We start from the raw sequence: 25,159 nt of genomic DNA, 5'->3' as shown, positions 1-25,159 counted from the left end.
CCATCGAGCCAGTGGCGATCGCAAGCGCGGCGGAGCCGGGCGCAGGGGGCGCCCAGGCGGCTAGACGGGCAACCGCGTAGGCATCACCTTGGGTTTCACTCCGTAGCGCGGCCCCATGCCGTAGCCGCCGCCCCGCCCCGCCGAGGCGACCGCCGGCATGCCGGACGCCCACGTGGTGTGCGCCTCTTCGGTGGGTGCGGTCCACCCCGTGCCCGCGACAGTCGCGGCGGGGATCCGGGGGGTGGCCGCCGACCACGCTGCGGGCGTCGACAATCCACCGACCGGGGACGCGGAGCCCACGCTCGCCAGCACCGGTGCGGCACCCACGCCCGCGGTGCTGACCGGCGCCGCCGCGCTCACCAGGGCGCCACCGCCGGCCGCGCCTCCCACACTGCCGGCCACGCTGCCGGCCGCCGCGGTGTCCAGGGTGTGGTTGTAGAGGATGTTGGACACGATGGTGTTGAACACGTTCCACGACCCCACGTCGAAAACGGCGTTGCCGGTCTGGTTCACCACCGGGTCGCCCAGAATGCTGTCCAGCGTGCTCAGGCCCGGCGGGTCCGGCAGTGCGGCCGGCGCGGCGAACGACTGCACTGCGTTGGGCACGTTGGAGACGACGCCGCGCAACCCACTCGTCTGCGCGGCGGTGGCCGTGGTCTGCACGCCCAGCCCACCCGGGCTGTTGGTCGGCGCCGGTGACGTCAACGGGCTCAGCCGGGCCGCGGCGGCGGATGACGCGGCGTAGCCATACATCGCGGCGGCGTCCTGGGCCCACATCTCGCCGTACTGCGCCTCGGTGGCGGCGATGGCCGCTGTGTTCTGGCCCAGCACGTTGGTCGCGACCAGTACTGCCAGCTGAGCCCGGTTGGCCGCGACTAATGGCGGCGGCACTGTCATTGCGAAGGCCGCCTCATAGGCAGCCGCCGATGCCATGGCCTGGGCCGCCGCCTGCTGCAGCTGTAAGGCGGTGGTGTGCATCCACAGCACATACGGCTCGACGGCGGTGGCCATCGCGACCGACGAGGGACCCATCCATTCCTCGCCGGTCAGGTTCGAGATCGCCGATTGGCTGGCAGATGCTGTGGTACTCAATTCGTCGGCCAGGCTGCTGAATGCCGCCGCGGCGGCCATCATCGGACCGACGCCCGCGCCGGTGTACATGCGGATGGAGTTGATCTCTGGCGGAAGTGCTCCGAAGTCGAAAGTCATTGCCTCACTCCTGTTCTGTGCGGCTGTTCGGGGGTTAGATGGCCGGCTTGGGCATCACGGTGGGCTTGACGCCGTAGCGCGGGGCCCCAAGGCCATAGCCGCCGCGCCCGGTGGTGGCCATTGACGGCACGCCGCCCGGAACGGTGGTCACCGTTGCGTTCTGAGGTGCGGCGCTGGTGAACCCCGCGCCGACCAGCTGCGCCGGGGTGGTGTTCACCGCGGGGACACCACTTGCCGCCCAACTGGGTGGCACTGACAATGCGCCGATCGAGGGCCCTCGGCCCATGCTCGCCAGCATGGGCCCCGCACCGACGGCCGCGGGGGCCGGCGCCGCGGAAACACTCGCAGTCGCTGAGCTGAGACCCGGGGGCACGAAATTCGGGATTCCGGACGCGCCGGGGACGGGCGCGAATTGTCCCTCGCCCAAGGTGATGAAGTCCGACGCGGCAGCACCGACGTTCTGTGTCCACTCGATGGTGGTGCCGAGGGAGGTGTCCCCGGGCGGTGGGTCGGCGGACGCGGCGGACGCGGCGGCCGGTGCAAACTGCTGCAGCGCCGTGGCTCTGGTGCTTACCTGGTTCGCGGCCTCCGCCGTTCCGTACGAACCGGCGTTGCTGTTCAGGTTGTTCACCAAGCCCTGGTGAATCGCGCGAGCCTGGCCGCTGACCTGCTGGTACCAGGCCCCGTAGGCCGAGAATTGCGCAGCCTGTAGAGCGGACACCTCGTCGGCGGCCGCGGGCGCGATGGTCGTGGTGGGCGCCGCGGCGGCGGCATCCTGGGCGGCCATCGACGAGCCGAGCCCTTCAAGCGTGCTCGCCGCGGCCAGCAGCGCCTCGGGCCGTGTGGTGACAAAGAACATGTGTTTTCTCCTCCGGCAATCAGCGGCCACTACGGACCGGCGACAACAAACCCCGCCTCGAGGCCAGAAACGACTCGCGGGACCCCCTGAGGCCGCGTACCCGAAACGGCGATATTCACGCCTGACCTGCTAGAACCGACGGGGCCGGCCGCGCGCGAATGCACACGACGCGCCATGCCGTGCCGAATTGCGTTGCCCACGTGGGTTTTTGAACACCAGGCGGCCTCCCGGCTCCCGGCCCTCGGCAGGGCGGGCGGGCCGCGGCGCCGCCCAGGAAGTAACCTGACCGCCGTGACTGGAGCTGCAGGTATCGGGCTGGCAACGCTGGCCGCCGATGGATCGATTCTCGACACGTGGTTTCCCGCACCGGAACTGACCGAATCGGGCAACAGCGCGACGTCGCGGCTGGCGCTGTCCGACGTTCCCCCGGAGCTGACCGCGCTGATCGGCCGCGACGACGACCGCGGCACCGAGACCGTCGCCGTGCGCACGGTCATCGGCTCGCTGGACGACGTGGCCGCCGACGCCTACGACGCCTACCTGCGATTGCATCTGCTCTCGCACCGGCTGGTGGCGCCGCACGGGCTGAACGCCGGCGGCTTATTCGGGGTATTGACCAATGTTGTCTGGACTAACCGCGGGCCGTGCGCCGTCGAGGGCTTCGAGGCCGTCCGGGCGCGGCTGCGGCGGCACGGACCGGTGACGGTCCACGGCGTCGACAAGTTCCCCCGCATGGTCGATTACGTCCTGCCGACCGGGGTGCGCATCGCCGACGCCGACCGGGTGCGGCTGGGCGCCCACCTGGCCCCGGGCACGACGGTGATGCATGAGGGCTTCGTCAACTACAACGCCGGCACGCTGGGGGCCTCGATGGTGGAGGGCCGCATCTCCGCCGGCGTGGTGGTGGGCGATGGCTCCGACGTCGGCGGCGGCGCCTCGATCATGGGCACGCTGTCCGGCGGTGGCACCGAGGTGATTTCGATCGGCAAGCGGTGCCTGCTCGGCGCCAACGCGGGCCTGGGCATCTCACTGGGCGACGACTGCGTTGTCGAGGCTGGCCTGTATGTCACCGCGGGCACCAAAGTCATTACGCCCGAAGGCAAGACGCTGAAGGCCCTGGAGCTGTCCGGCGGCAACAACCTGTTGTTCCGCCGCAATTCGGTGAGCGGGGCGGTGGAAGTGGTGGCCCGCGGCGGGCAGGGCATCGCCCTCAACGAGGACCTGCACGCCAACTGAGGGTCCGCCTACAGGTCGGCGGGGACCCGCTCGTCGACCGCGACGGTCCGCAGCGCGGCCCCCCTGGTTTCGGGCAGCAGCGAGACGGACACGAAACTGGCCACCACCAGGGTCGCCATCATGAGCCCGATCGCCCAGCTGCCGTAGGTCGCCAGCAGGGTGCCCGCCAGCAGCGGCGGCACGGCGGCGCCCAGGATGCCGGCCAGGTTCATCGCCACCGCCGCGCCGCTGTACCGGTAGCGCGTGGCAAACAGCTCGGGGACGAAGGCCCCCGTGGGGCCGTTGGCCACCGCCGCGCAGGCGAACATGCCGAGGACGGCGACCGCGTACATGACCGGGTTGCCGGTGTCCATCAGCGGGATGACGACGAATGCCCACGGCAGGCACGCCGCCAGCCCGCACAGCATCACCCGGCGCCGCCCGACGCGGTCCGACAGCCACGCCCCGAACGAGACGAACGCGATGCTGGTCAACCCGCCCAGGGCGCCGACGCCCCAGATGAAGCTCCGCGAGTAGCCCAGGTGGGAGTGGGCGTACATGACCAGGAACGTGTTGCCCAGATAGACGAAGCCCATGCCGCCCAGGAAGCAGCCCGCGACCAGCACGATCTCCCGCCGCTGGAAGCGCACCAGCTCCGCGAGCGGCGCCTTGGGCACCTCGTTGCGGGCCTTCTCCTCCACGAACAGCGGGGTCTCGTCGATGTTGAGCCGCACATACAGGGCGATGGCGATCAGCCCGCTGCTGATCAGGAAGGGCACCCGCCATCCCCATTCCAGGAAGGCGCGGCTGCTCTCGCCGACGGTGAGGCTGACGGCGAGGAAGGTCAGGCTGGCGAGTATGCCCGCCGTGCCGCCGCCCAGCGAGGTGAACATGCCGTACCAGCCGCGTTTGCCCGGTGGCGCGTACTCGGCGCTGAGCAGGACGGAGCCGGCCCATTCGCCGCCGACGGCGAAGCCTTGCAGCAGCCGCAGGACGATGAGGATCAGCGGCGCCGCGATCCCGATCGACGCCGTGTCGGGGACCAGGCCCACGCTGACCGTCGATGCGCCCATGATCAGCAGCGTGGCGACGAGCGTCTTCTTGCGGCCCAGCCGGTCGCCGAAGTAGCCGAAGACGGCCGCCCCCAACGGACGGGACAGGAACGCCGTCGCGAACGTCGCCATCGAGGCGACGGTGGCCACCGTCGTGCCCAGGTGCGGAAAGAAGACCGCGGGAAACACCAGAGCGGCCGCGGTCCCATAGATCAGGAAGTCGTAGAACTCGATGGCCGAGCCCACCAGGCAGGCCATCGCGATCCGCCGCATGGGGGTACGGGCGGCGGTGCCCACGGGCCGAGCGGGCTCACTCATGGCGGCCGTTCGCTGTCCGGTTACATCGATGCACGGTTACGACGGTAGGTGAAGCTTCGCGGCCACGCTCGGCGCTGGAGCTGGCAAATTGCTGCGTGTCTCGGCTCCCGGCTGACCAGGCGCTGCCCGGTTGAGCGGCCGCTCAGCCGTCGGTCAACAACTGCTTTTTGAGCACCTTGCCCATGGCGTTGCGCGGCAACGCGTCCACCATGCGTACCTCGCGCGGCCGCTTGTGCACCGAAAGCTCGTGGGCGACATAGTCGATCAGCGCGTCGCCGTCGGCCGATCCGACGACGAACGCGACGATGCGCTGACCCAGGTCCGCATCGGGCATCCCGACCACCGCCGCCTCCTGAACCCCCGGATGCCCGAGCAGCACCGTTTCGATCTCGCCCGCGCCGATGCGGTAACCGCCGGACTTGATCAGGTCGACCGACTCGCGCCCGACGATGCGGTGCATCCCGTCGGCGTCGATCACCGCGACGTCGCCGGTGCGGTACCAGCCGTCGGGGTCGAACGCCTCGGCGGTGGCGTCCGGCCGGTTGAGGTAGCCGTCGAACATCATCGGCCCGCGCACGTGCAGCTTCCCCACGGTCTCGCCGTCGTGCGGCACCAGGCCGCCGTCGTCGTCGAGCACCCGCGTCTGCACACCGGTGAGCGGCAGGCCCACCCACCCTGGGCGCCGCTCGCCGTCGGCCCGGGTGGACAGCGTGATCAGCGATTCCGACGCTCCGTAGCGTTCGATGGGCTGGTGTCCGGTGAGCCCGGCCAGCCGGTCGAACACCGGAACCGGCAGCGGCGCGCTGCCGGAGACCAGGAGCCGCGCCGGGCGCAGCGCCCGGGCGGCCGCCTCGTCGTCCACCACCCGCGACCACACCGTGGGCACCCCGAAGAACAGCGTGCCCCCGTGGTCGGTCCCGGCCTGCGCGTAGCCCGCGGGTGTGGGCTTGCCGGTGTGGATGAAGCGATTCCCGATCCGCAGCGAGCCGAGCAGACCCAGCACCAGGCCGTGCACGTGGAAGAGCGGCAAGCCGTGCACCAAGACGTCGTCGGCCGTCCACTGCCAGGCTTCGGCGAGGGCGTCGAGGTCGGCCGCGATCGCCCGTCGGCTCAGCACCACGCCTTTGGGCAGCCCGGTGGTCCCCGAGGTGTAGATGATCATCGCGGTGGCGTCGGGTGACGGCTCGGCGTAGCGGTGCCAGGACCGGGCGTGCAACCGCACCGGGATGTGCGGCAGCCCCTCGGACTCGTCGGGCGCCGGCCCAAGCCAGGCCTTGACCCCGGAATCGGTGAGCATGTGCCGGCGTTCGGCCGCGCCGACGTCGGCGGGCACCGGGACGAAGGGCACCCCGGCGATCAGGCACCCGGTGACGGCCAGCACCGTCGCGGCGGTCGGGGCGGCAAGGATGGCCACGCGGCCCGCCCCGCCCACGCGTTCGGCCACCGAAGTCGCGGCGCCGGCCAGGTCACTGCGGCTGAGCACGGTGCCGTCGATGCGCACCGCGTCAGCGACGTCGGTAGCGGTGAGGACCGAAGGGTTGAGCGACGCCAGCAGCACGTCAGCAGGCTACCCGGCGCCGGAGAAGGTCAGCCTTTCTCGTCCCAGATCTTCATCAGGGTGGCCAGGATCTCCTCGCCGCGGCCCAGCCCGCCGAGATGACTCTCACCGGGGAGCACGATCAGCTCGCAATCGGGCAGCAGGTTCACGACGTGCTGGCCGTGGGCGAACGGCACGATGTGGTCGCTGTCGCCGTGCCACCAGCGGACCGGGACTTTGACCTCGTCGAGCCGGAATCCCCAGTCCTGGGTGAACAGGATGACGTCGTTGAAGGGGGCGGCCAGCTGCTTGCGGCTGCCGTTGAGCAGGTCGTCGAGGAACATCGCCCCGAACTCGGGCCGGGTGAGCAGGCGCCGGTCGCCCTCGGGCGATATCGCGGCGTAGAGATACAGCGCAGGGTTCGCGACCGGACGGATGGCGCGAACCACCAGGCTCGCGCCGATCCGCAGCGGGTCGCCGCCCAGCTTCAGCAGGGGCGCCACCCGCTTGCCCAGGTTCATCAGCCCGCTGGTGATGCCCTCGTCGCCGAGGAACGGCGCGACGCCGCCCAGGATGCCGGCCGCCACCACCCGGTCGGGCATCGCCGCGGCGGCCGCGAGCGCGTACGGGCCGCCGCCGGACAGGCCGATCACGGCCATCTTGTCGATGCCGAGTATGCCCGCGATCGTGCGCAGGTCGTCGGCGAAGGCCCGGATGTTCGGGTACCGATGCGGCGACGACGAGCCGATTCCCGGGCGGTCCAGGCCGATCAGGCGGATGCCGTGGTCCTTGGCATACAGGCGGGCTTCGGTGGGAATCTGCCGGCGCGCACCGGGGGTGCCGTGCAGCCAGAAAACGGCCCGGCCCTGCGGGTCACCGAACTCGGCGAAACCGATCTGGCGGTCTTCACCGACGGCGACGTTTCCTTCAAGTTTGGGGCGGGCGATCTCCATGACCATGTCCAGAGCTTGGCACGTCAGGTGCGGTTCACCAAAGGGCGGCCATGCGTTCCTGGCGGCTATGTGTTGAGCACCCGCTCCCCGATCACCAGCCGGTGACGCAGGTCCGCGACCTCCGCCTCCGACAGCCCCAGCTCACGCAGGACCTCGTCGTTGTGCTGGCCGAGCGTCGGCGGGGCGGTGCGGTGGTGGCGCCGCGGTCCGGGCGTGATGCGAAAGGGCCAGCCGGGGTAGCGGTGCGGCCCGGTGATCCGGTGTTCGAGCTCCTCGTAGTAGCCGCGCGCGTCGAGCTGGGCCCCGATGAGTTCGGGGTCATACATCTGGTCTCCGGTCATCACCCGCTCCGCCGCGATCCCCTGTCGCTGAAGGGTGTCGACGATCGCCGCGGCGGTCTGCGTGCGGGTCCAGGCGGCGACGAGCTCGTCGAACACGTCATGGTCGATCGGTTGATCGGGCACCGACAGCGCCACCCACACGTCGTCCTCGTTGGTCGGGTAGACGCCCTGCAGGCAGCCGCGCCGGCGGTTGCCCTCGCGCGGGCGCACGACGCCGTTCATCGAGTACTCGATCACCGGTTCGGCGGTGACCGCGGCGGCGACCTCGATCTGGGCTATCTCGATGAGTTGGCCGGCGCCGGTGCGGTTGCGGTGCTCGAGCGCGGCCAGCAGCGCGACCCCGGCGTGCACGCCGACGATCGGGTCAGCGGGCCCCTGCGGGTTACACGGCGGGCCGTCGGGGTAGCCGGTGACCGCCGACATTCCGGAGGTCTGCTCGAAGTTCAGCGCCCAGCCGACGTAATCGCGCCACGGGCCGCGCAGGCCGTACCCGGGCATCCGCACCACGATCACGGCGGGGTTCAGCGCTGTCAGCGAGTCGTAATCCAGACCGAAGTTTTCCACGACGCGCGGCGAGAAATTCTCCACCACGACGTCGGCCTCCGCGGCCAGCCGCCGCGCCAGGTCGAGGCCCCGCGGCGACGTCAGGTCCAGCGTGAGATCGCGCTTGTTGAGGTTGGTGCCCTGCCAGATAGGGCTGCGCTCGTACCAGTCGTCGCCCTCGTAGGCGAACGCCCCCGAGTAGCGGTGCCCGTCGGGCCGCTGGATCGACTCGACCTTGACGATGTCGGCACCGAATGCCCCGAGGTAACAGGTGAGATACGCGCCGGCCCAGAACGTGGTCAAATCGAGCACCCGCAGCCCGGTGAAGGGCAGCGGCCCCTCCGACCGCCGAAGCGCTTGGCCGTCACCCGTCCACTTCGCGGTTCGTGACGCCCGAGAGCCTGGCGCCGAACAGTGCTGCGCTACAGGTGTTTTCGAGAACCGGAAGGGCGGTCCGGGACGGCTAGACGGTCCGGCTTCGACGAAGAACCCCCGCTGCGCGTATTGCGGGCAATCGAGCACGGTGGCGCCGTCGTTGACCGGGGCGGCCGGAATCCGCAGCGCCTGAGCGAGTTCCACGATCTCGGCGACGGTCTGGCCGGCCAGCACCGGCTCGGCCTTGGCGAAGAAGTCGTCGCGCTCCGGGCCACCCAGCATGATCGCGAGCTGATGCTCGCTGAACTCGGGCAGACCGAGCATCGCGCAGACGTCGAGCCAGTGCTGGCCCGTGAGGCAGTTGATGCCCACCCAGCCGTCGGCGGCCCGCACGACGCCCAGCATGGGCGCCGACCGCAGGTTGGCGGGCAGTCCCAGCCGGCGCATCCGTTGCGCCATCAACATCGGATACGGCAGCGTCGACAGCAACGATTCCAGCTGCGAGACATCCACTTCGGCGACGCGACCGTCGGGCCGTGACCGCAGGGCGGTCAGCGCACCCAGCGCGCCGTAGGCGCCGGCGACGTACTCGGCGATCCGGGCGCCCACCTGGACCGGCGGGCGCTCGGGATCCCGGGAGCTGATCCAGCCCGATGCCGCCTGCAGAGTCAGCGGTGTGGCCCGCCGGCGGCTGAACGGCCCGGACTGACCGAACCCAGAGATGCGTAGTAACACCAGGTTTGGATTGATTCGCTGCAGGTCATCGACCCCGAGGCCGCACCCCTCCAACGTCCCGGGTCCGGAGTCGTCGACCAGCAGGTGCGCCTGAGCGATGAGTTCGCGCGCGGCAGCGACGTCTTTTGCCTTCGAGAGATCAAGCGTGGCACCGTGTTTGCCGGCGTTCAGGTACTCGAACAGGCCCGACCGGTCCGGGTCGGCGATGTCCGAGGCAAACGGGCCCCAGTGCCGCAGCGGGTCCCCAGTAGGCGGCTCGATCTTGATGACCTCGGCGCCCAGGTCGACGAGAAGCTTTGCCGCGTAGGGACCCGAGATCTCACTTGCGATTTCGACGATGTGCAGCCCCGCGAGGGGTGCCGTCACGCGGGAACCCCGATGGCCATCGCTTCCATGTACTGGTGCAGCCCGCCGATTCCGCCGCCCTCGCGGCCCAGCCCGCTGAGCTTGAAGCCACCGAACGGCGCGCCGCCGGGGCTGATGCCGTTGACCGCGATCTGGCCGGTGCGGATGCGGCGCGCCACGCCGACGGCGCGGTCCACGTCGTCACCCCACACCGCACCGGAGAGCCCGTATTGCGAGTTGTTCGCGATGGCGACGGCGTCGTCGTCGTCGCGGTAGCGCAGTACCGACAACACCGGGCCGAACACTTCCTCTTGCGCGATAGTCGAATTGGGCTCCACCCCGGACAGGATCGTCGGTTCGACGTAGTAGCCGACGTCCAGGCCGGCCGGCCGGCCGCCGCCGGTCACCAGCTTGGCCCCGTCGCTGCGTGCGGCGGCGATGTGTGCCTCGACCCGGTCGCGTTGCGCCGCGCTGATCAGCGGACCCATCTGCACGTCGGGATCGGTGGGGTCGCCCACCTTGACCTCACGGGCCAGCGCGGCCAGCCGATCGACGACGTCGTCGTGCAGCGAATCGGGCAACAACAGCCGGCTGTGCAGGATGCAGGCCTGCCCTGCATGCAGCGAACAGGATTGGAACAGCATCTGTTCCAGCATCTCGTCGGTCACGACGGCGTCGTCGAGCACGATGCTGGCCGACTTTCCGCCCAGCTCCAAAAGGATTCGCTTCATCGTGTCGCCGGCCGCCGACATCACCTGGCGGCCGACGACCGAGCTGCCGGTGAAGCTCACCATGTCGATGCGCGGATCGGTGGTCAGCAGCTTGGCCGCCTCGACGCCCGAGGGGGTGACCACGTTGACCACCCCCGGCGGGATGTCGGTGTGCTCGTCGATGAGCCGCGCCAGCGCCAGCCCGGCCAGCGGTGTCAGCGGAGAGGGCTTCAACACCACCGTGTTTCCCGCGGCCAGCGCATGATTCAGCTTCATCACGTTGAGGCAGTGCGGGAAATTCCACGGCGTGAGCACCGATACGACGCCCAGCGGTGCGTGGCGCAGCAACGTGGTTCCGGCGCTGATGCCGGTGACCTCCTGGTCGACCAACTGGGTGGCGAGCTGGGCGGCGTGCATGGACATGAACCCGGTGCCGTCGATCTGCATGATGCGCTCGTTGGCGATGCAGCCCCACTCCGCCTGTGACAGCGCGAAGAAGTCGTCGGCATGCTTGGTCAGCGCTTCGCCCAGCTGGTTCAGGCACGCGGCGCGCCGCTCGGCGGACATCGTGCCCCAAGGCCCGCTGTCGAAGGCGCGGCGCGCGGCCGCGATCGCGTCGTCGACCTGCGCGACGCTCGCGTCGGGTGCGGTGGCGATGACGGCCTCGGTGGACGGGGACAGATCGTCGTAGCGACCGTCCTGCGGCTCGACCCATTGGCCGTCGATGTAGAGCTGGTAGGTCTGGACAAGAGCGGGCGAATCGGCCATGTTGCTTCCTCCGGTCATCTGATCACTTGGTGTACACCCCCGCGTGTCCGCCGTCAATCATCAATCGCGTGAAATCCGAGCTACTCCAATATTTTGGTGTCGTATTGACAGCACGCGGCGGCGCGGAGTAGACACATTCGGCAGACAGATTGCACTAATCTGTCGGATCGGGTGTCCTGCGAGAGGGGCTTGCCGTGCAGACTCGTCCGCCGCTGCGCTCACCGGGCTTCCCACTGCACTCCCCCGACTTTTACGCGGGTGACCCGTACCCCGCCTACCGGGAGCTGCGCGCGACGGCGCCGGTGTGCTGGAACGACGTCACCAACTTCTGGGCGCTGCTGAAATACGAGGACATCCGGTACGTGTCGAGCAATCCGGCCCTGTTCACCTCGACCCAGGGCATCACGATCCCCGATCCGCAGCTGCCCAACCCAGTCCAGCTGGGCAGTCTGATCTTCACCGATCCGCCGCGGCACCGGCAGATGCGCAAGTTGATCAATTCCGGATTCACCCGGCGGCGTGTTTCGGTGCTCGAGCCCAAGATCCGCGAGATCGTGCGCGGCATTCTCGACGGCATCGAGCCTGGCTCCGCGCACGAGTTCGCCGAACAGATCGCCGCTCCGCTGCCCACCCGGATGATCGCCGAACTGATCGGCGCCCCGCCCGACGACTGGGAGCAGTTCCGGGCGTGGTCGGATGCGGCCACCGGAACGGCCGACCCGGAGATCGAGCTGGACTCAATGGTGGCGGCAGGGCAGCTCTACGAGTACTTCCAGAAGCTGATCGCGGCCCGCCGTGTGCAACCGCGGGACGACTTGCTCTCGGTCCTGGCGGAGGCCGAGATCGACGAACACCGGTTGACCGACGAAGACCTGCTCAACTTCGCCTTCCTTTTGCTGGTGGCCGGCAACGAAACCACCCGCAACCTCATCGCCCTGGGAACGCTGGCGCTGATCGCGCACCCCGACCAATACCGCCTGCTCGTCGAGGATCCCGCCCGCATCCCCCTCGCGGTCGAGGAGATGTTGCGGTGGAACAGTCCCGTGGTACACATGGCCCGCACCGCGACAGCCGACGTCGAGATCCGCGGTCAGCGGATCCGCGCCGGCGAGGTGGTGGTGATGCTCTACGGATCGGCCAACCGGGACGAGGACGTGTTCGGCCCCGACTCCGAGGAGTTCGACGTGACCCGCCACCCGAACCCGCACATCGCCTTCGGCTGTGGCGAACATTCCTGCGTGGGAGCACAATTGGCGCGACTGGAGGCGACGGTGCTTTTCGACGAGCTGCTGCGCCGGTTTCCCCGCATGGAGCTGGTGGGCGAGGTGGACCGGATGCGCGCCACCATGGTGCCCGGGGTGAAACGCATGCCGGTGCGGATGGGGGCCTGAGCCGATGGACCTGGAATACACGCCGGAGCAAGAGAAGCTGCGCACCGAGATCCGCGCGACGCTGGAGACCGTGATGACGCCGGAACGCGTCGCCGCGGTCAACGAGCGGATGGAGGGCGGTCCCGCGGTGCGCGAATGCGTCCGCGCCCTGGCGGCGGCCAACCTGCTGGGCGTCGGATGGCCTAAAGAATATGGTGGACAAGGATTCTCGGCCATCGAGCAGTTCATCTTCTCCGAGGAGGCGCGCCGGGTCAGCGCTCCCATCCCACTGGTGACGCTCAACACCGTCGGCCCGACGCTGATGCACTACGGCACCGACGAGCAGAAGCAGCGATTTCTGCCGGCGATCCTGGACGGCACCGTCGAATTCGCCATCGGCTACTCCGAGCCGGGCGCCGGCAGCGACCTGGCCTCGGTGCGCACGACGGCCGTCCGCGTCGGTGACGAGTATGTGATCAACGGCCAGAAGATGTTCACCAGCGGCGCGGCCTACGCCGACTACATCTGGCTGGCCGTGCGCACCGATCCGGATGCCAAGAAGCACAAGGGCATTTCCATCCTCATCGTGCCGACCTCCTCGCCCGGATTCTCCTGGCAGCCGCTGCACACCATGCCGGGCATCTCGACCTTCTACACGTTCTACGACGACGTGCGGGTGCCGGTCAGCGCGTTGGTGGGCGCGGAGAACCAGGGCTGGCAGCTGATCACCACGCAGCTGAACTTCGAGCGCGCCGCCCTGGGCAATCTCGGCGCGCTCGAGCCGCTGTTCGAGAAGACCCTGGACTGGGCCGTCAGCACCGAGCTCGACGGTGGTCGCGTCATCGACCAGCCCTGGGTGCAATCGGCGCTGGCCCGAGTCGAAGCCCAAGTGGCCGCGTACAAGCTCGTCAATTCACGGGTGAACGCGGCGATGACGAAGGGGGCGCTCAGCATGGGCGAGGCGTCGGCGGCCAAGGTGTTCGGCACCGAGCTCACGCAGCAGGTCGCCCGGGAGCTGCTCGAGGTGCTGAACGGCAACGGGGTGCGGCGCGGCGCCGAGGCTCCGCTGCGCGGCGCGCTGGAATCCGCCTACCGCCAGGCCGTCATCAATACCTTCGGGGGCGGCGCCAACGAGATTCAACGTGACATCATCGCCATGGCCGGGTTGGGCATGCCCCGGGCACCGCGCGACCTTCGGTCCGCGAAATAGCAAGGAGGACAGGACTCAGTGACCGACTCAGAAGACGTCAGCGCCAAGGTGCGGGCCCTCGTCGGCCAGCCGACCGGCGGCACCGGAAAGCCCTCGCTGGCGCCCGACCCGGTGAACCAGCCGATGATCCGGCACTGGGCGTACGCGATGGCCGACATGAACCCCGTCTACATCGATCCGGAGTTCGCCGCGTCATCCCGGTTCGGCGGCATCGTCTCGCCGCCGGTGATGCTGCAGACCTGGACCATGCCGTCGCCGAAGCTGGAGGGAATCGGCGAGCGCGGCGGCGCACCCGTCGAGATCCACAGCAATCCAACGGCGTTCCTCGACGAGGCCGGCTACACCAGCACGGTGGCCACGAATTCGGAATTCGAGATCGAACGGTACCCCAGGCTGGGCGACGTGATCAGCGCGACGACGGTCTACGAGTCGGTCTCCGACGAGAAGAAGACGGCGCTGGGCACCGGATTCTTCCTGACCTGGCTCACGACCTACACCGACCAGAACGGCGAGGTGTTGGGACGCCAGCGATTCCGGGTGCTGCGCTTCAGGCCGGCCGGCTGATGGCGGCCCGTCTGGCTCCGGCGATCACCCCGGACACCGAATTCTTCTGGAATGGGTTGCGGGAGAACAAACTCCTGATCCAACGCTGCGGCGGGTGCGGACAGCTGCGTCATCCACCCCGCCCGATGTGCCCACACTGCCGGTCGCTGGACTGGGCGGCCATCGAGTCGTCGGGCCGCGGCACCGTCTACAGCTACGTGATGCCGCACGAGCCGAAGTTTCCGTTCTTCGAGTACCCCTACGTCGTCGTGCTCGTGGAACTCGAGGAGGGGGTGCGGCTGGTGTCAAACCTGACCGGCATCGACCCGGCCGACGTGACGCCCGGAATGCCGGTCGAGGTCCATTACCAAACCTTCGACAACGACCTGGTGCTGCACCAGTTCCGGCCGAGCACGTAGGCCCGCCATGGACTTCTCGTTCACCGAAGAGCAGGAGACGATCGCCAAGCTCGCCCGCGATCTGTTCGAGCGTCGCGCCACCCCGGAACGGCTGACCGAGCTGGAGGGCGGCGACACCCGCCACGACGCCGCGCTCTGGGGAGAGCTGGCGGCCGCCGACCTGCTGGGCACCGCGCTGCCGGAGTCGGTCGGGGGTAACGGCGGCGGCTTCGTGGAGCTCGGGGTTCTGCTGGCCGAGGTCGGCTTCAGCGTCGCGCCGATACCGGCCTACGCCACGCTGGTGCTGGGCGCCGACCCGATCGCCCGGCACGGCAGCCACGAGCAGCAGCAGCGGTTCCTGCCGGGCGTGGTCAGCGGATCCCGCATCCTGACAGCGGGATTGACCGAACCCGGCCGTTCGGACCCGGCTCGCCCGCTTACCACCGCACGCCGGGACGGCCCGAACTGGCGCCTCGACGGCGCCAAGGAGTTGGTGCCGGCCGCCCAACTCGCCGACACGGTGCTGATTCCCGCCGCTACCGACGGCGGCGTGGGCCTTTTCCTACTGGCCGCCGACGCCCCCGGCGTCGAGACCCGTCCGGTGTCCACCACGAATCGCGAGCCACACGCGGACGTATTCCTGGACGGCGCAATCGTTTCCGATACGGACAGAATCGCGGGCGACAGGCTGGTCGAATCGCTCCACGCCCGGGCCCTGGTGGCGCTGTGCGCGATCCAGCTCGGTGTCGTCGAGCGGGCGCTGCGCATCGCCGCCGAATACACCACAGGCCGTGAGCAATTCGGCCGCCCGATTGGCAGCTTCCAGGCGGTGCAGCAGCGCATGGCCGACGCCTTCATCGACGTCGAGGCGATCCGGTGGACCACCTGGCAGGCGGCCTGGCTGATCGCACACGGGCGCCCCGCCGACCGGGCTGCACGCATCGCGAAATTCTGGGCGGCCGAGGCCGGCGCCCGCGTGGCCGCGACGGCCCAGCATGTCCACGGCGGCATCGGCATCGACGTCACCTATCCCCTGCACCGCTATTTTTTGTGGGCCAAGCACAACGAGCTGACCCTGGGTCCGGCCTCGGCGCAACTGGCCCACCTCGGCGCAACCTATTCGGGAGGACCCGCATGACGACCACCACCGGCCGGACCAGCACCCTGCGATGGCAGGACATCGGCGAAGGCGACGAGGTCACGCCCCTCGAAATCCCGATCACCACAACGATGATCGTCGCCGGAGCGATCGCCACCCGCGACTTCATGCCGGTGCACCACGACCGCGACTACGCCAAGCAGCAGGGTTCGCCCAACCTGTTCATGAACATTTTGACCACCAACGGCTACTGCGTGCGCTTCCTCACCGACTGGGCCGGGCCCGAGGCGATGGTGAAGAAGCTGTCCATTCGCCTTGGCGTACCGTGCTTTCCGGACGACCCGCTGCGGTTCACCGGCAGCGTCACCGGCAAAACCCAAGGATCGGACGGTGAGAACTTCGTCGAGGTGACCTTCGCCGGCGCCAACAGCCTGGGTGACCACGTGTCCGGCACCGCGGTGCTCAGCCTGCTCGACGGGTCGCAGGCATGAGCCGGACGCTGCCGGGCGCCGCGGCCATCGTCGGGATCGGCCAGACGGAGTTCTCGAAAGAATCCGGGCGCAGCGAACTGCAATTGGCCTGTGAGGCGGTCAGCGCCGCACTCGACGACGCCGGCCTGGAACCCGGTGACGTCGACGGCATGGTCACGTTCACCATGGATTCCAGCGACGAGATCGACATCGCCCGCAACGTCGGCATCGGCGACCTGAGCTTCTTCTCCCGCGTGCACCACGGCGGCGGCGCGGCCGCCGGCACCGTCGTGCACGCGGCGATGGCCGTCGCCACCGGTGTCGCCGACGTGGTGGTGTGCTGGCGAGCGTTCAACGAACGGTCCGGCTTCCGGTTCGGCGGCAGCGGTCGCAGCATGGCCGAAACACCGTTGTTCATGGCGCATTACGCGCCGTTCGGGCTGCTCACTCCCGCGGCCTGGGTCGCGGTGCACGCCCAGCGCTACATGTCGACGTACGGCGTCACCAATGAGGACTTCGGCCGGATCGCGGTGGTCGACCGCAAGCACGCGGCGACCAACCCCGACGCCTGGTTCTACGAGCGACCGATCACGTTGGAAGACCACCAGAACTCGCGCTGGATCGTCGAGCCCGTGCTGCGCCTGCTGGACTGCTGCCAGGAGAGCGACGGCGGTGTAGCCCTCGTCGTCACCAGCGCCGAGCGCGCCCGCGACCTGCGGCAGCCGCCGGCCATCATCACCGCGGCCGCCCAGGGCGCGGCCCACAACGGCGAGATGATGACCAGCTATTACCGCGACGAGATCACCGGGCTGCCCGAGATGGGCGTGGTCGGCCGGCAGCTGTGGCGCGACTCGGGCCTCAAGCCGCAGGACATCCAAACCGCCTTCATCTACGACCATTTCACGCCGTTCGTTTTCGCCCAGCTCGAGGAGCTCGGGTTCTGCGGGCGCGGGGAGGCCAAGGACTTCGCCACCGTCGAGCGGCTGTCGCTGGGTGGGGACTTTCCCATCAACACCAACGGTGGCCTGCTCGGCGAGGCCTATATCCACGGGATGAACGGCATCACCGAGGGGGTGCGCCAGGTCCGCGGCACCTCCTACAACCAGGTGGACAACGTCGAACACGTGCTGGTCACGTCCGGAACCGGCGTGCCCACCAGCGGCCTGATCCTCGCGCCGGCCCGCTGAGGGGACGATCATGCCGAAGCTCGCGCTCCTGACCGCCCACGGCGGGCCCATCGAGCTGGCCGAATTCCCTTTGACCACACCGGCGCCGGGTACCGCGGCGCTGCGGCTGCGGATGGCCGGCATCTGCGGATCCGACCTGCACATCTTTCGCGGCGAGCTACCGCTGCCGTGCCCGTTCGCCATGGGTCACGAAATGGTCGGCGAGATAGCCGAACTCGGCGAGGGCCTGACCACCGACGCGGCCGGTAGGCCGCTGGCGGTCGGCGATCGCGTGGTGGCGCCGTACTTCTGGTTCTGCGGCAGTTGTCACGCGTGCGTGCGAGGGCGCTCCTACGCCTGCCAGAACCTGATGGCCGGCGAATACCGCACCCACGAGCAGCCACCCCACTTCGTCGCGGCCTACGGCGAGTACTACTACACCAGCCGCCGGCAGCCGTTGTACAAAGTCCCCGCAGACCTGCCCGACGAGGCCGTCGCACCGCTGAATTGCGCGCTGGCCCAAGTGCTTTTCGCGCTGCGCGATGTGCGGCTCGGGGACACCGTCGTCATTCAGGGCGCCGGCGGACTGGGCATCAACGCCGCTGCCGTGGCACGGACCGCGGGCGCCGCCGCAGTCATCGTCATCGACAAGATCGCCGAACGACTCGACGTCGCCGCCGACTTCGGCGCCACCCACTGCATCGACGCCGGCGAGATCTCGGCCGCCGAGGTCACCGAGCGGGTGCGCGAACACACCGACGGCATCGGCGCGGACTGGGTGCTCGAGGTGGTGGGCGTGCCGGGCGTCATCCCGGAGGGGATCGGGTTTCTCAACAACGGCGGCACGTTGCTCGAAGTCGGCAACGTCGGGATGGGGCGCACCTTCGAGCTCGATCCCAGCGCGTTGGTCTACGGCAACAAGTCCGTGCGCGGCGTGATGCTCTACGACCCGGTCACCCTGGCCACCGGCCTATCGTTCTTGCAGCACACCAGTTTTCCGTTCGAGAAATTGATGTCCAAGCCATTTCATCTGGCCGATGTCAACGCCGCGTTCGCCTCGGCCGATGCCGGGTTGGTCCCTCGGGGGGCGTTGATTCCATGACGACTCAGGCTTCTGCCTCCTATCAGGAGACCTCCACCCGCGAGCTGATCGTGGAGTCCGCATTCGCGTGCTTCGGCAAACAGGGGTTGCCTAAGGCGACGATCGTCGACATCGCCAAGCGGGCCGGCGTGTCCCGCAGCACCATCTACGAATACTTTTCCGACAAGGCCTCGATCGTCGAAGCCTGCGCCGAACATGCGTCGCAGCAGTTCTATCGCGAGATGACCAAGGCCATGGACCGGGGCAGCACGCTGGAGGATAAGCTCTGTGCCGCAGCGGTATTCGTCACGCAGTCGCGACGGGCGATCGCCTCGGAGAAGTACTTCGACGAAGATACCATCAGCCTGCTGCTGACCAAGGACGCCGCCGTGCTGCTGCGCGAATGCGTGGAGTTCTTCGCCCCCTACCTGTCGGCCGCCCGGCTGACGGGCGAGGTGCGCAAGGACCTCGACATCGAGGCCGCCGGCGAATGGTTCGCGCGCATCCTGTTCTCGCTGTTCAGCACGCCGTCCTCGACGCTGGACATGGACGATCCGGACGTGGCGGCGGAATTCGTGCGGGCCCACGTGGTGCGCGGCTTCGCCAGCGATCGTCCGCGGCCCCGCCGTGGTTAGCGAGAGTGTGCGTCCGCGGCCTTGAGTGTGCGTCCATGGCGGGATTTGGCCGAATTTCCCGCCCTGTGCTCACACTCGAAACCCTGACCGCACAATCAGTGGCCCCAAATGTAATGACGGCCCGCTGCGCCCGGCGTCGCCGCGCTCGCGACCGTCACGGCTGGGCCAGCGCCCGCAGGAAGAACGCCAGATTGGCCGGGCGTTCGGCCAGCCGCCGCATGAAGTAGCCGTACCACTGGGTGCCGAACGGGACGTACACCCGCACCCGGTTGCCGGCCGCGGCGAGACGCCGCTGCTCGTCGTCGCGGATGCCGTAGAGCATCTGGTATTCGAATTCGCTGCCGCGACGGCCCGATTCGCGCACCATCTCGGGCACCGCGCCGATGATGTCCGGGTCGTGGGAGGCCACCATCGGGTAGCCGGAGCCGGCCATCAGCGCCCGCAGGCACGCCAGATACGAGTCGGTGATCTCGGTCGGCTCGCGGTAGGCCAGCGAAACCGGTTCGTCGTAGGCGCCCTTGCACAGCCGAACCCGGGCACCGGAGGCGGCGAATTCCTCGCAGTCATCCAGGGTGCGCCGCAGATATGCCTGCAAAACCAGGCCCAGCCAGGGGAATTCGGCCCGCAGGTCGCGCACGATGCGCAGCGTCGAATCGGTGGTGCTGTGATTCTCGGCATCCACCGTCACCCATACGCCCGCACGCTGGGCGGCATCGCAGATCGACCATGCGTTCTCCCGCGCGATCTTGTGCCCGTCGCGCTCCAGCGACTGCCCCAGCGCCGACAGCTTGACCGAGACTTCCAGCGGCCGGACGGCGTCGCCTGCGGCGCCGGGGCCGCCCAGCGTGTCGATCAGATCGAGGTACGTCCGCACCACCGCGTCGGCGTCGTCGGCGGTGGCGACGTCCTCGCCCAGATAGTCGATGCTGACGAGGCGGCCCGAATCACGAAGCGCCGCCACGCTTTCCAGCACCGAATCGATGGTCTCCCCGGGAACGAACCGGTGCACCACCTTTCGGGTGACGGTCAGCCGTTCGGCGGTGCGGCGCAACCCTTCGCGGCGGCCCGCGGCCAGGATCGCCGGGCGCAGGGTGGTGGCGAACAATCCGGCCATCAGTCGGCGCCCATGTGCGGATAGGTGTGGTCGGTCGCCGGAATGAAGGTCTCCTTGATGGTGCGAGCCGACGTCCAGCGCAACATGTTCAGCATCGATCCGGCCTTGTCGTTGGTGCCCGAGCCGCGGGAGCCCCCGAACGGCTGACGCCCGACGACCGCGCCGGTCGGCTTGTCGTTGACGTAGAAGTTCCCGGCGGCGAACCGCAGCCGGTGCTGGGCGGTCAGCACGGCGTCGCGGTCGTCGGCGATGACCGCGCCGGTCAGCGCGTAGCGAGACCCGGTGTCGACGACGTCGAGAATTCGCTCGTAATCGTCATCGGGGTACACGTGCACCGACAGCAGCGGGCCGAAGTATTCCGTCGCGAACGACTCGTCGGTCGGGTCGTCGGACAGCAACACCGTGGGCCGCACGAAATAGCCCTCGCTGTCGTCGTATTCGCCGCCGACGGCGATGGTGACGTGCGGCGTGCCCTTGGCCCGCTCGATGGCATCGACGTTCTTGATGAAGGCGCGCCCGTCGATCAGCGCTCCCCCGTAATTGGTCAGATCGGTCACGTCGCCGTAGCGCAACGCGGCCGTCTTCCCCAAGAAGTCGTCGCCCATGCGGCGCCACACCGACTGCGCGATGAAGGCCCGCGACGCGGCCGAGCATTTCTGCCCCTGATAGTCGAAAGCGCCGCGAATCAGCGCCGTGCACAACACCTCCGGGCGTGCCGAGGCGTGGGCGACGACGAAGTCTTTGCCGCCGGTCTCGCCGACCAGCCGCGGATAGCTGTGGTAGCGGCCGATATTGGCGCCCACCTGCTGCCACAGATGTTGGAAGGTGGCCGTCGATCCGGTGAAGTGGATGCCCGCCAGCCGCGGATCGGCCAGTGCCACATCGGACACGGCGAGGCCGTCGCCGGTGACCAGGTTGATCACCCCGGGCGGCAGCCCCGCGGCCTCGAGCAGCTGCATGGTCAGATAGGCCGACAGCGTCTGGGTGATCGACGGCTTCCACACCACGGTGTTGCCCATCAGCGCCGGCGCGGTCGGCAGATTGCCCGCGATCGAGGTGAAGTTGAACGGCGTGATCGCGTAGACGAAGCCGTCCAGCGGGCGGTACTCGCTGCGGTTCCACTCTCCCGGTCCGCTGATCGGCTGCTGCGCCAGGATCTGCCGCGCGAACGCCACGTTGAACCGCCAGAAGTCGATCTGCTCGCACGGCGAATCGATCTCGGCCTGATAGACGGACTTGGACTGGCCGAGCATCGTCGCGGCGGCGATCTTCTCCCGCCACGGCCCGGCCAGCAGGTCGGCGGCCCGCAGGAACACCGCCGCCCGCTCGTCGAACGGCAGTGCGGCCCATGCGCGTTTCGCGGCCATCGCGGCTTCGATCGCCGCCGTCGCGTCCGCGTGCCCGGCGTTGGTCAGGGTGCCCAGCTTCGCGGCGTGCCGGTGCGGCTGGACGACGTCGATGCGCTCACCGTCGCCCATCCGGTGGGTGCCGCCGATGACATGCGGCAGATCGATCGGATCATCGGTCAGCGCGGCCAGTTCGGTGCGGAGCCGGGCGCGTTCCGGCGAGTGTGGCGCATAGTCGTGGACCGGCTCGTTGGCCGGCATCGGGACCTGGGTTATCGCGTCCATCCTGCAAGGATCCTCGCGGCGGCCCAACAGAGAATTAGCCGATCGGACAATACGGGTCAGCATTCGTAGTAAGATCACACAACATGGCCGGTGTGGGGCTGGGGCAGCTGCTACTGGCGCTGGACGCGACCCTGGTGAGCCTGGTCGACGCGCCCCGCGGCCTGGACCTGCCGGTGGGGTCGGCGGCCCTGATCGACTCCGACGACGTGCGGCTCGGGCTGGCGGCCGCGGCGGGTTCCGCCGATGTCTTCTTCCTGCTTGGGGTCGCCGACGACGAGGCGCTGCGCTGGGTGGACAAGCAGGCGCGCGAGCGCGTGCCGGTGGCCATCTTCGTCAAGGAGCCGTCGAATGCGTTGGTGGCCAAGGCCGTTGCGGCCGGCTCGGCCGTGGTGGCCGCCGACCCGCGGGCCCGCTGGGAGCGGCTCTATCAGTTGGTCAACCACGTCCTGGAGCATCACGGGGACCGCGCGGACGCCACGGACGACTCGGGCACCGACCTGTTCGGCTTGGCGCAGTCGCTCGCCGATCGCATTCACGGCATGGTCAGCATCGAAAACGCCCAATCGCACGTGCTGGCCTATTCCGCCTCCAACGACGAAGCCGACGAGCTGCGCCGCCTTTCCATCCTGGGCAGGGCGGGCCCGCCCGAGCATCTTGAGTGGATCGGCCAATGGGGCATCTTCGATGCGTTGCGGTCGGGCGGCGACGTCGTCCGCGTCGCCGAGCGGCCCGAGCTGGGGCTGCGCCCGCGGCTGGCCGTCGGCATCTACCGGCCCGCACCGGACGCCAGACGGCCGCCGGTGTTCGCCGGAACCATCTGGGTACAGCAAGGCTCGCAACCGTTGGCCGACGACGCCGAGGAGATGTTGCGCGGCGCCGCCGTGCTGGCCGCCCGCATCATGTCGCGGCTGGCGGCCCGGCCGTCGACGCACGCCCGGCGGGTGCAGCAACTCCTCGGCCTCGCCGACGCCGAGACCCTTGCGCACGTCGATGTCGCTGCGGTTGCCGGTGAACTCGGCCTGGCCGCCGACGGCGACGCGGCGCTGATCGGTTGGGACGCGGCGGACGGTTCGCCCGGTCACGGACGGCTCGCAGATGTTATCGCGCTGAGCGCCAGCGCCTTTCGCGCCGACGCCCAGGTCGCCTCGAACGGCGCGCGCACGTACGTGCTCCTCCCCCAGACCCGCAACCGATCGGTCGCCTCGTGGGTGCGCGGCACCATCGGCGCCATGCGCGCCGAACTCGGGGTGCAGCTACGGGCGGCCATCGCCGCACCCGTCGCCGGCCTCGCCGGGATCGCCGCGGCCCGCATCGAGGTGGACCGCGTGCTGGACAGCGCTGAGCGGCACCCGATTTCGTTCGGACAGGTGACATCGCTGGCCGAAGCGCGTACCACCGTGCTGCTCGACGAGATCGTGACCCTGGTCGGCGGCGACGAGCGGTTGATCGATCCGCGGATCGTGGCGCTGCGCGACGACGATCCGGTGCTCGCACTGACGTTGCGGGTCTACCTGGACGCCTTCGGAGACATCGCGGCGGCCGCCCAGGCGTTGCGCGTGCATCCGAATACGGTTCGCTACCGGGTGCGCCGCGTCGAGAAATTGTTGTCGACGTCGCTGGCCGATCCCGAGGTGCGACTGCTGTTTTCGCTGGGATTGCGGGTGCTGGAAAGTCGTTGACCCGCTCGCCTTCCCGCATACGGCGGCCGGCGTGCGCGAAAATCCACAAGCGGTACCCTAGCCCGCATGCAAGGTTCGTCGGTTGTCTCGCTGCTGCGGGAACGCGCCGGTCTGCAACCCGACGATGTGGCGTTCCGCTATACCGATTACGAGCAGGACTGGGCCGGCGTCACCGAGACCGTGACGTGGGCGCAGCTGTACCGGCGAACTCTCAACGTGGCGCACGAGGTCAAGCGGCATGGCGCCACCGGGGACCGCGCCGTCATCCTCGCCCCCCAGGGCCTCGCCTACATCGTGGCGTTCCTGGGCGCGATCCAGGCCGGGCTGATCGCGGTCCCGCTCGCGGTTCCGCAGCCGGGCTCGCACGACGAGCGCGTCGCCACCGTCCTGGCGGACACCACACCCACCGTCGTCCTCACCACCTCCGCGGCCTCCGCGACCGTCAACGACTATCTGCACCGCCCGGAGTCAACCGCCCCCGCGGTCATCGCCGTCGACGCGCTGGACCTGGACCAGCCGAACTCGTCGAGCATCCGGATCAGCGACGCCCCGAGCATCGCCTACCTGCAGTACACGTCGGGCTCCACGCGCCTTCCGGCCGGCGTCATGGTTTCGCACCGCAACCTGCACGTGAACTTCCAGCAGCTGATGGCCGCGTACTTTCCCGACTTCGACGGGGTCGCCCCGCCCGACACCGTCTGCGTGTCGTGGCTGCCCTTCTACCACGACATGGGGTTAGTGCAGGGCGTCATCGCACCGATCCTCGGCGGCTACCTGGGCGATGTGACGAGCCCGATCGCGTTCCTGCAGCGCCCGGCGCGCTGGATCCACGCGATGTCCCAGATCAATCCGGTCTTCTCCGCCGCGCCGAACTTCGCCTTCGAGCTCGCGGTCCGCAAGACCACCGAGGACGACCTGACCGGAGTCGACCTGGGCAACGTGATCAGCATCGTCAGCGGCGCCGAACGGATTCATCCCGCCACGCTGGACAGGTTCTGTAAACGTTTCGCGCCGTACAACTTTCGCGAACACATGATGCAGCCCTCCTACGGGTTGGCCGAAGCCACCGTCTATGTGGCCAGCCGCGCCCAGGGCGGCGCCCCGCACGTCGTCCACTTCGAACCGGAGCAGCTGTCGGAGGGCAACGCGCAGCGGTGCTCGGCAGAGACCGGTTCACCGCTGCTGAGTTACGGCACGCCGACGTCGCCGACGGTGCGGATCGTCCACCCGGACACCAGCACACAGTGCCCGGCCGGGACGGTCGGTGAGATCTGGGTCAACGGCGACAACGTCGCCGACGGCTACTGGCGGAAGCCGGAGGAGACCCGCCGCACCTTCGGCGGCGTCCTGGCCGACCCATCGCCGGGCACCCCCGAGGGCCCGTGGCTGCGCACCGGCGACCTCGGCTTCGTCTGCGAGGACGAGATGTTCATCGTGGGCCGGATGAAAGATCTGCTGATCGTCTACGGGCGCAATCATTATCCCGAGGACATCGAGTCGACGGTGCAGCGGATCACCGGCGGCCGCGTCGCGGCGATCGCGGTTCCCGTGGACGAGACCGAAAAGCTGGTCGCCATCATCGAATTGAACAAGCGCGGCGGTTCCGACCAGGACGCCAAGCGCACCCTTGACACCGTCAGGAACGACGTCACCGCGGCGATATCGAACTCGCACGGGCTCAACGTCGCCGATGTGGTGCTGGTGGCACCGGGATCGATTCCCACCACGACCAGCGGCAAGATCCGGCGGGCCGCATGCGTCGAGCGATACCGGCGCAGGCAGTTCACCCGGCTGGACGCTTAG

General features: G+C 69.0%; 21 protein-coding genes. 12 read left to right on the top strand and 9 right to left on the bottom strand.

The genetic code is table 11. The annotated features are described in order from the left end of the window. Positions 1 to 60: 60 nt before the first annotated feature. Together A5708_RS25715 and A5708_RS27855 are read right to left on the bottom strand one after the other, a co-directional pair. On the bottom strand, positions 61 to 1,209 hold the full coding sequence (locus A5708_RS25715) for a PPE family protein (protein ID WP_065031307.1): 1,149 nt from the start codon (positions 1,207 to 1,209) through the stop codon (positions 61 to 63). A gap of 34 nt (positions 1,210 to 1,243) precedes the next feature. Next, positions 1,244 to 2,068 (bottom strand): PPE family protein, SVP subgroup, encoded by an 825-nt coding sequence (locus A5708_RS27855; RefSeq protein WP_065031306.1) that lies wholly within the window; start codon positions 2,066 to 2,068, stop codon positions 1,244 to 1,246. A 282-nt stretch (positions 2,069 to 2,350) separates the two neighbouring features. Between A5708_RS27855 and dapD the strand changes: the two genes are divergently transcribed. Continuing rightward, on the top strand, positions 2,351 to 3,304 hold the full coding sequence (gene dapD, locus A5708_RS25705) for a 2,3,4,5-tetrahydropyridine-2,6-dicarboxylate N-succinyltransferase (RefSeq protein ID WP_155766194.1): 954 nt from the start codon (positions 2,351 to 2,353) through the stop codon (positions 3,302 to 3,304). A gap of 8 nt (positions 3,305 to 3,312) precedes the next feature. Here the strand turns inward: dapD and A5708_RS25700 are convergent, their stop codons facing one another. The 5 genes from A5708_RS25700 to A5708_RS25680 form a co-directional block, all read right to left on the bottom strand. After that, on the bottom strand, positions 3,313 to 4,608 hold the full coding sequence (locus tag A5708_RS25700; protein WP_065031335.1) for an MFS transporter: 1,296 nt from the start codon (positions 4,606 to 4,608) through the stop codon (positions 3,313 to 3,315). Positions 4,609 to 4,795: 187 nt separating this feature from the next. After that, positions 4,796 to 6,211: an acyl-CoA synthetase gene (locus tag A5708_RS25695; protein WP_065031304.1), complete on the bottom strand. Its 1,416-nt coding sequence runs from the start codon at positions 6,209 to 6,211 to the stop codon at positions 4,796 to 4,798. Between the two features lie 29 nt (positions 6,212 to 6,240). Beyond that, positions 6,241 to 7,149: an alpha/beta fold hydrolase gene (locus A5708_RS25690; RefSeq protein WP_065031303.1), complete on the bottom strand. Its 909-nt coding sequence runs from the start codon at positions 7,147 to 7,149 to the stop codon at positions 6,241 to 6,243. Positions 7,150 to 7,208: 59 nt separating this feature from the next. Continuing rightward, the gene (locus A5708_RS25685) at positions 7,209 to 9,503 is read right to left on the bottom strand and encodes a CaiB/BaiF CoA transferase family protein (RefSeq protein ID WP_065031302.1); all 2,295 of its coding nucleotides are present in this window, start codon (positions 9,501 to 9,503) and stop codon (positions 7,209 to 7,211) included. Then, entirely contained in the window at positions 9,500 to 10,960 is a 1,461-nt protein-coding gene (locus A5708_RS25680) for an aldehyde dehydrogenase family protein (protein WP_065031334.1), read from the bottom strand. The genes A5708_RS25685 and A5708_RS25680 overlap by 4 nt, the downstream gene beginning before the upstream one ends. Before the next feature lie 194 nt (positions 10,961 to 11,154). Here A5708_RS25680 and A5708_RS25675 point away from each other — a divergent pair, with 194 nt between their 5' ends. Genes A5708_RS25675 through A5708_RS25635 form a run of 9 tightly spaced genes read left to right on the top strand, consistent with a single transcriptional unit; the run spans position 11,155 to position 18,932 of the window. Further along, positions 11,155 to 12,351, top strand: coding sequence for a cytochrome P450 (locus A5708_RS25675; protein ID WP_065031301.1), 1,197 nt, complete (start codon positions 11,155 to 11,157; stop codon positions 12,349 to 12,351). 4 nt (positions 12,352 to 12,355) lie between these two features. Continuing rightward, positions 12,356 to 13,540: an acyl-CoA dehydrogenase family protein gene (locus A5708_RS25670; protein WP_065031300.1), complete on the top strand. Its 1,185-nt coding sequence runs from the start codon at positions 12,356 to 12,358 to the stop codon at positions 13,538 to 13,540. Positions 13,541 to 13,558: 18 nt separating this feature from the next. Beyond that, positions 13,559 to 14,104: an FAS1-like dehydratase domain-containing protein gene (locus A5708_RS25665; protein ID WP_065031299.1), complete on the top strand. Its 546-nt coding sequence runs from the start codon at positions 13,559 to 13,561 to the stop codon at positions 14,102 to 14,104. Continuing rightward, on the top strand, positions 14,104 to 14,502 hold the full coding sequence (locus A5708_RS25660) for a Zn-ribbon domain-containing OB-fold protein (RefSeq protein ID WP_065031298.1): 399 nt from the start codon (positions 14,104 to 14,106) through the stop codon (positions 14,500 to 14,502). The genes A5708_RS25665 and A5708_RS25660 overlap by 1 nt, the downstream gene beginning before the upstream one ends. A 7-nt stretch (positions 14,503 to 14,509) precedes the next feature. Continuing rightward, positions 14,510 to 15,619 carry an acyl-CoA dehydrogenase family protein gene (locus tag A5708_RS25655; RefSeq protein WP_065031297.1) on the top strand — a complete coding sequence of 370 codons (1,110 nt, stop codon included), beginning with the start codon at positions 14,510 to 14,512 and terminating at the stop codon, positions 15,617 to 15,619. Next, positions 15,616 to 16,071, top strand: coding sequence for a MaoC family dehydratase (locus A5708_RS25650; protein WP_065031296.1), 456 nt, complete (start codon positions 15,616 to 15,618; stop codon positions 16,069 to 16,071). Before A5708_RS25655 ends, A5708_RS25650 begins: the two co-directional genes overlap by 4 nt. Beyond that, the gene (locus tag A5708_RS25645; RefSeq protein ID WP_065031295.1) at positions 16,068 to 17,237 is read left to right on the top strand and encodes a lipid-transfer protein; all 1,170 of its coding nucleotides are present in this window, start codon (positions 16,068 to 16,070) and stop codon (positions 17,235 to 17,237) included. The genes A5708_RS25650 and A5708_RS25645 overlap by 4 nt, the downstream gene beginning before the upstream one ends. A 10-nt stretch (positions 17,238 to 17,247) precedes the next feature. Further along, positions 17,248 to 18,318, top strand: coding sequence for a zinc-binding dehydrogenase (locus tag A5708_RS25640; RefSeq protein WP_065031294.1), 1,071 nt, complete (start codon positions 17,248 to 17,250; stop codon positions 18,316 to 18,318). Then, a complete protein-coding gene (locus A5708_RS25635; protein ID WP_065031293.1) occupies positions 18,315 to 18,932 on the top strand; it encodes a TetR/AcrR family transcriptional regulator in 618 nt (205 codons plus the stop codon). The genes A5708_RS25640 and A5708_RS25635 overlap by 4 nt, the downstream gene beginning before the upstream one ends. 154 nt (positions 18,933 to 19,086) lie before the next feature. Here the strand turns inward: A5708_RS25635 and A5708_RS25630 are convergent, their stop codons facing one another. Further along, positions 19,087 to 20,046 carry a proline dehydrogenase family protein gene (locus A5708_RS25630; RefSeq protein ID WP_065031292.1) on the bottom strand — a complete coding sequence of 320 codons (960 nt, stop codon included), beginning with the start codon at positions 20,044 to 20,046 and terminating at the stop codon, positions 19,087 to 19,089. After that, positions 20,046 to 21,677: an L-glutamate gamma-semialdehyde dehydrogenase gene (gene pruA, locus A5708_RS25625; protein ID WP_065031291.1), complete on the bottom strand. Its 1,632-nt coding sequence runs from the start codon at positions 21,675 to 21,677 to the stop codon at positions 20,046 to 20,048. Before pruA ends, A5708_RS25630 begins: the two co-directional genes overlap by 1 nt. Before the next feature lie 83 nt (positions 21,678 to 21,760). Here pruA and A5708_RS25620 point away from each other — a divergent pair, with 83 nt between their 5' ends. Both A5708_RS25620 and fadD21 read left to right on the top strand, forming a co-directional pair. Further along, positions 21,761 to 23,356 (top strand): PucR family transcriptional regulator, encoded by a 1,596-nt coding sequence (locus A5708_RS25620; RefSeq protein WP_065031290.1) that lies wholly within the window; start codon positions 21,761 to 21,763, stop codon positions 23,354 to 23,356. Positions 23,357 to 23,422: 66 nt separating this feature from the next. Further along, positions 23,423 to 25,159: a fatty-acid--AMP ligase FAAL21/FadD21 gene (gene fadD21, locus A5708_RS25615; protein ID WP_065031289.1), complete on the top strand. Its 1,737-nt coding sequence runs from the start codon at positions 23,423 to 23,425 to the stop codon at positions 25,157 to 25,159.

The organism is Mycobacterium colombiense, from assembly GCF_001672755.1.
GTDB lineage: Bacteria > Actinomycetota > Actinomycetes > Mycobacteriales > Mycobacteriaceae > Mycobacterium > Mycobacterium colombiense_C.
The sequence above is the reverse complement of the archived record's forward strand: the minus strand, read 5'-3'. Positions and strand labels throughout refer to the sequence as shown.

Coding starts and splice junctions, on each gene's coding strand:
- A5708_RS25715 (WP_065031307.1), bottom strand. CDS start 1,209: ATGACTTTCGACTTCGGAGCACTTCCGCCAGAGATCAACTCCATCCGC.
- A5708_RS27855 (WP_065031306.1), bottom strand. CDS start 2,068: ATGTTCTTTGTCACCACACGGCCCGAGGCGCTGCTGGCCGCGGCGAGC.
- A5708_RS25700 (WP_065031335.1), bottom strand. CDS start 4,608: ATGCGGCGGATCGCGATGGCCTGCCTGGTGGGCTCGGCCATCGAGTTC.
- A5708_RS25690 (WP_065031303.1), bottom strand. CDS start 7,149: ATGGTCATGGAGATCGCCCGCCCCAAACTTGAAGGAAACGTCGCCGTC.
- A5708_RS25680 (WP_065031334.1), bottom strand. CDS start 10,960: ATGGCCGATTCGCCCGCTCTTGTCCAGACCTACCAGCTCTACATCGAC.
- A5708_RS25670 (WP_065031300.1), top strand. CDS start 12,356: ATGGACCTGGAATACACGCCGGAGCAAGAGAAGCTGCGCACCGAGATC.
- A5708_RS25660 (WP_065031298.1), top strand. CDS start 14,104: ATGGCGGCCCGTCTGGCTCCGGCGATCACCCCGGACACCGAATTCTTC.
- A5708_RS25655 (WP_065031297.1), top strand. CDS start 14,510: ATGGACTTCTCGTTCACCGAAGAGCAGGAGACGATCGCCAAGCTCGCC.
- A5708_RS25650 (WP_065031296.1), top strand. CDS start 15,616: ATGACGACCACCACCGGCCGGACCAGCACCCTGCGATGGCAGGACATC.
- A5708_RS25645 (WP_065031295.1), top strand. CDS start 16,068: ATGAGCCGGACGCTGCCGGGCGCCGCGGCCATCGTCGGGATCGGCCAG.
- A5708_RS25640 (WP_065031294.1), top strand. CDS start 17,248: ATGCCGAAGCTCGCGCTCCTGACCGCCCACGGCGGGCCCATCGAGCTG.
- A5708_RS25635 (WP_065031293.1), top strand. CDS start 18,315: ATGACGACTCAGGCTTCTGCCTCCTATCAGGAGACCTCCACCCGCGAG.
- A5708_RS25630 (WP_065031292.1), bottom strand. CDS start 20,046: ATGGCCGGATTGTTCGCCACCACCCTGCGCCCGGCGATCCTGGCCGCG.
- pruA (WP_065031291.1), bottom strand. CDS start 21,677: ATGGACGCGATAACCCAGGTCCCGATGCCGGCCAACGAGCCGGTCCAC.
- A5708_RS25620 (WP_065031290.1), top strand. CDS start 21,761: ATGGCCGGTGTGGGGCTGGGGCAGCTGCTACTGGCGCTGGACGCGACC.
- fadD21 (WP_065031289.1), top strand. CDS start 23,423: ATGCAAGGTTCGTCGGTTGTCTCGCTGCTGCGGGAACGCGCCGGTCTG.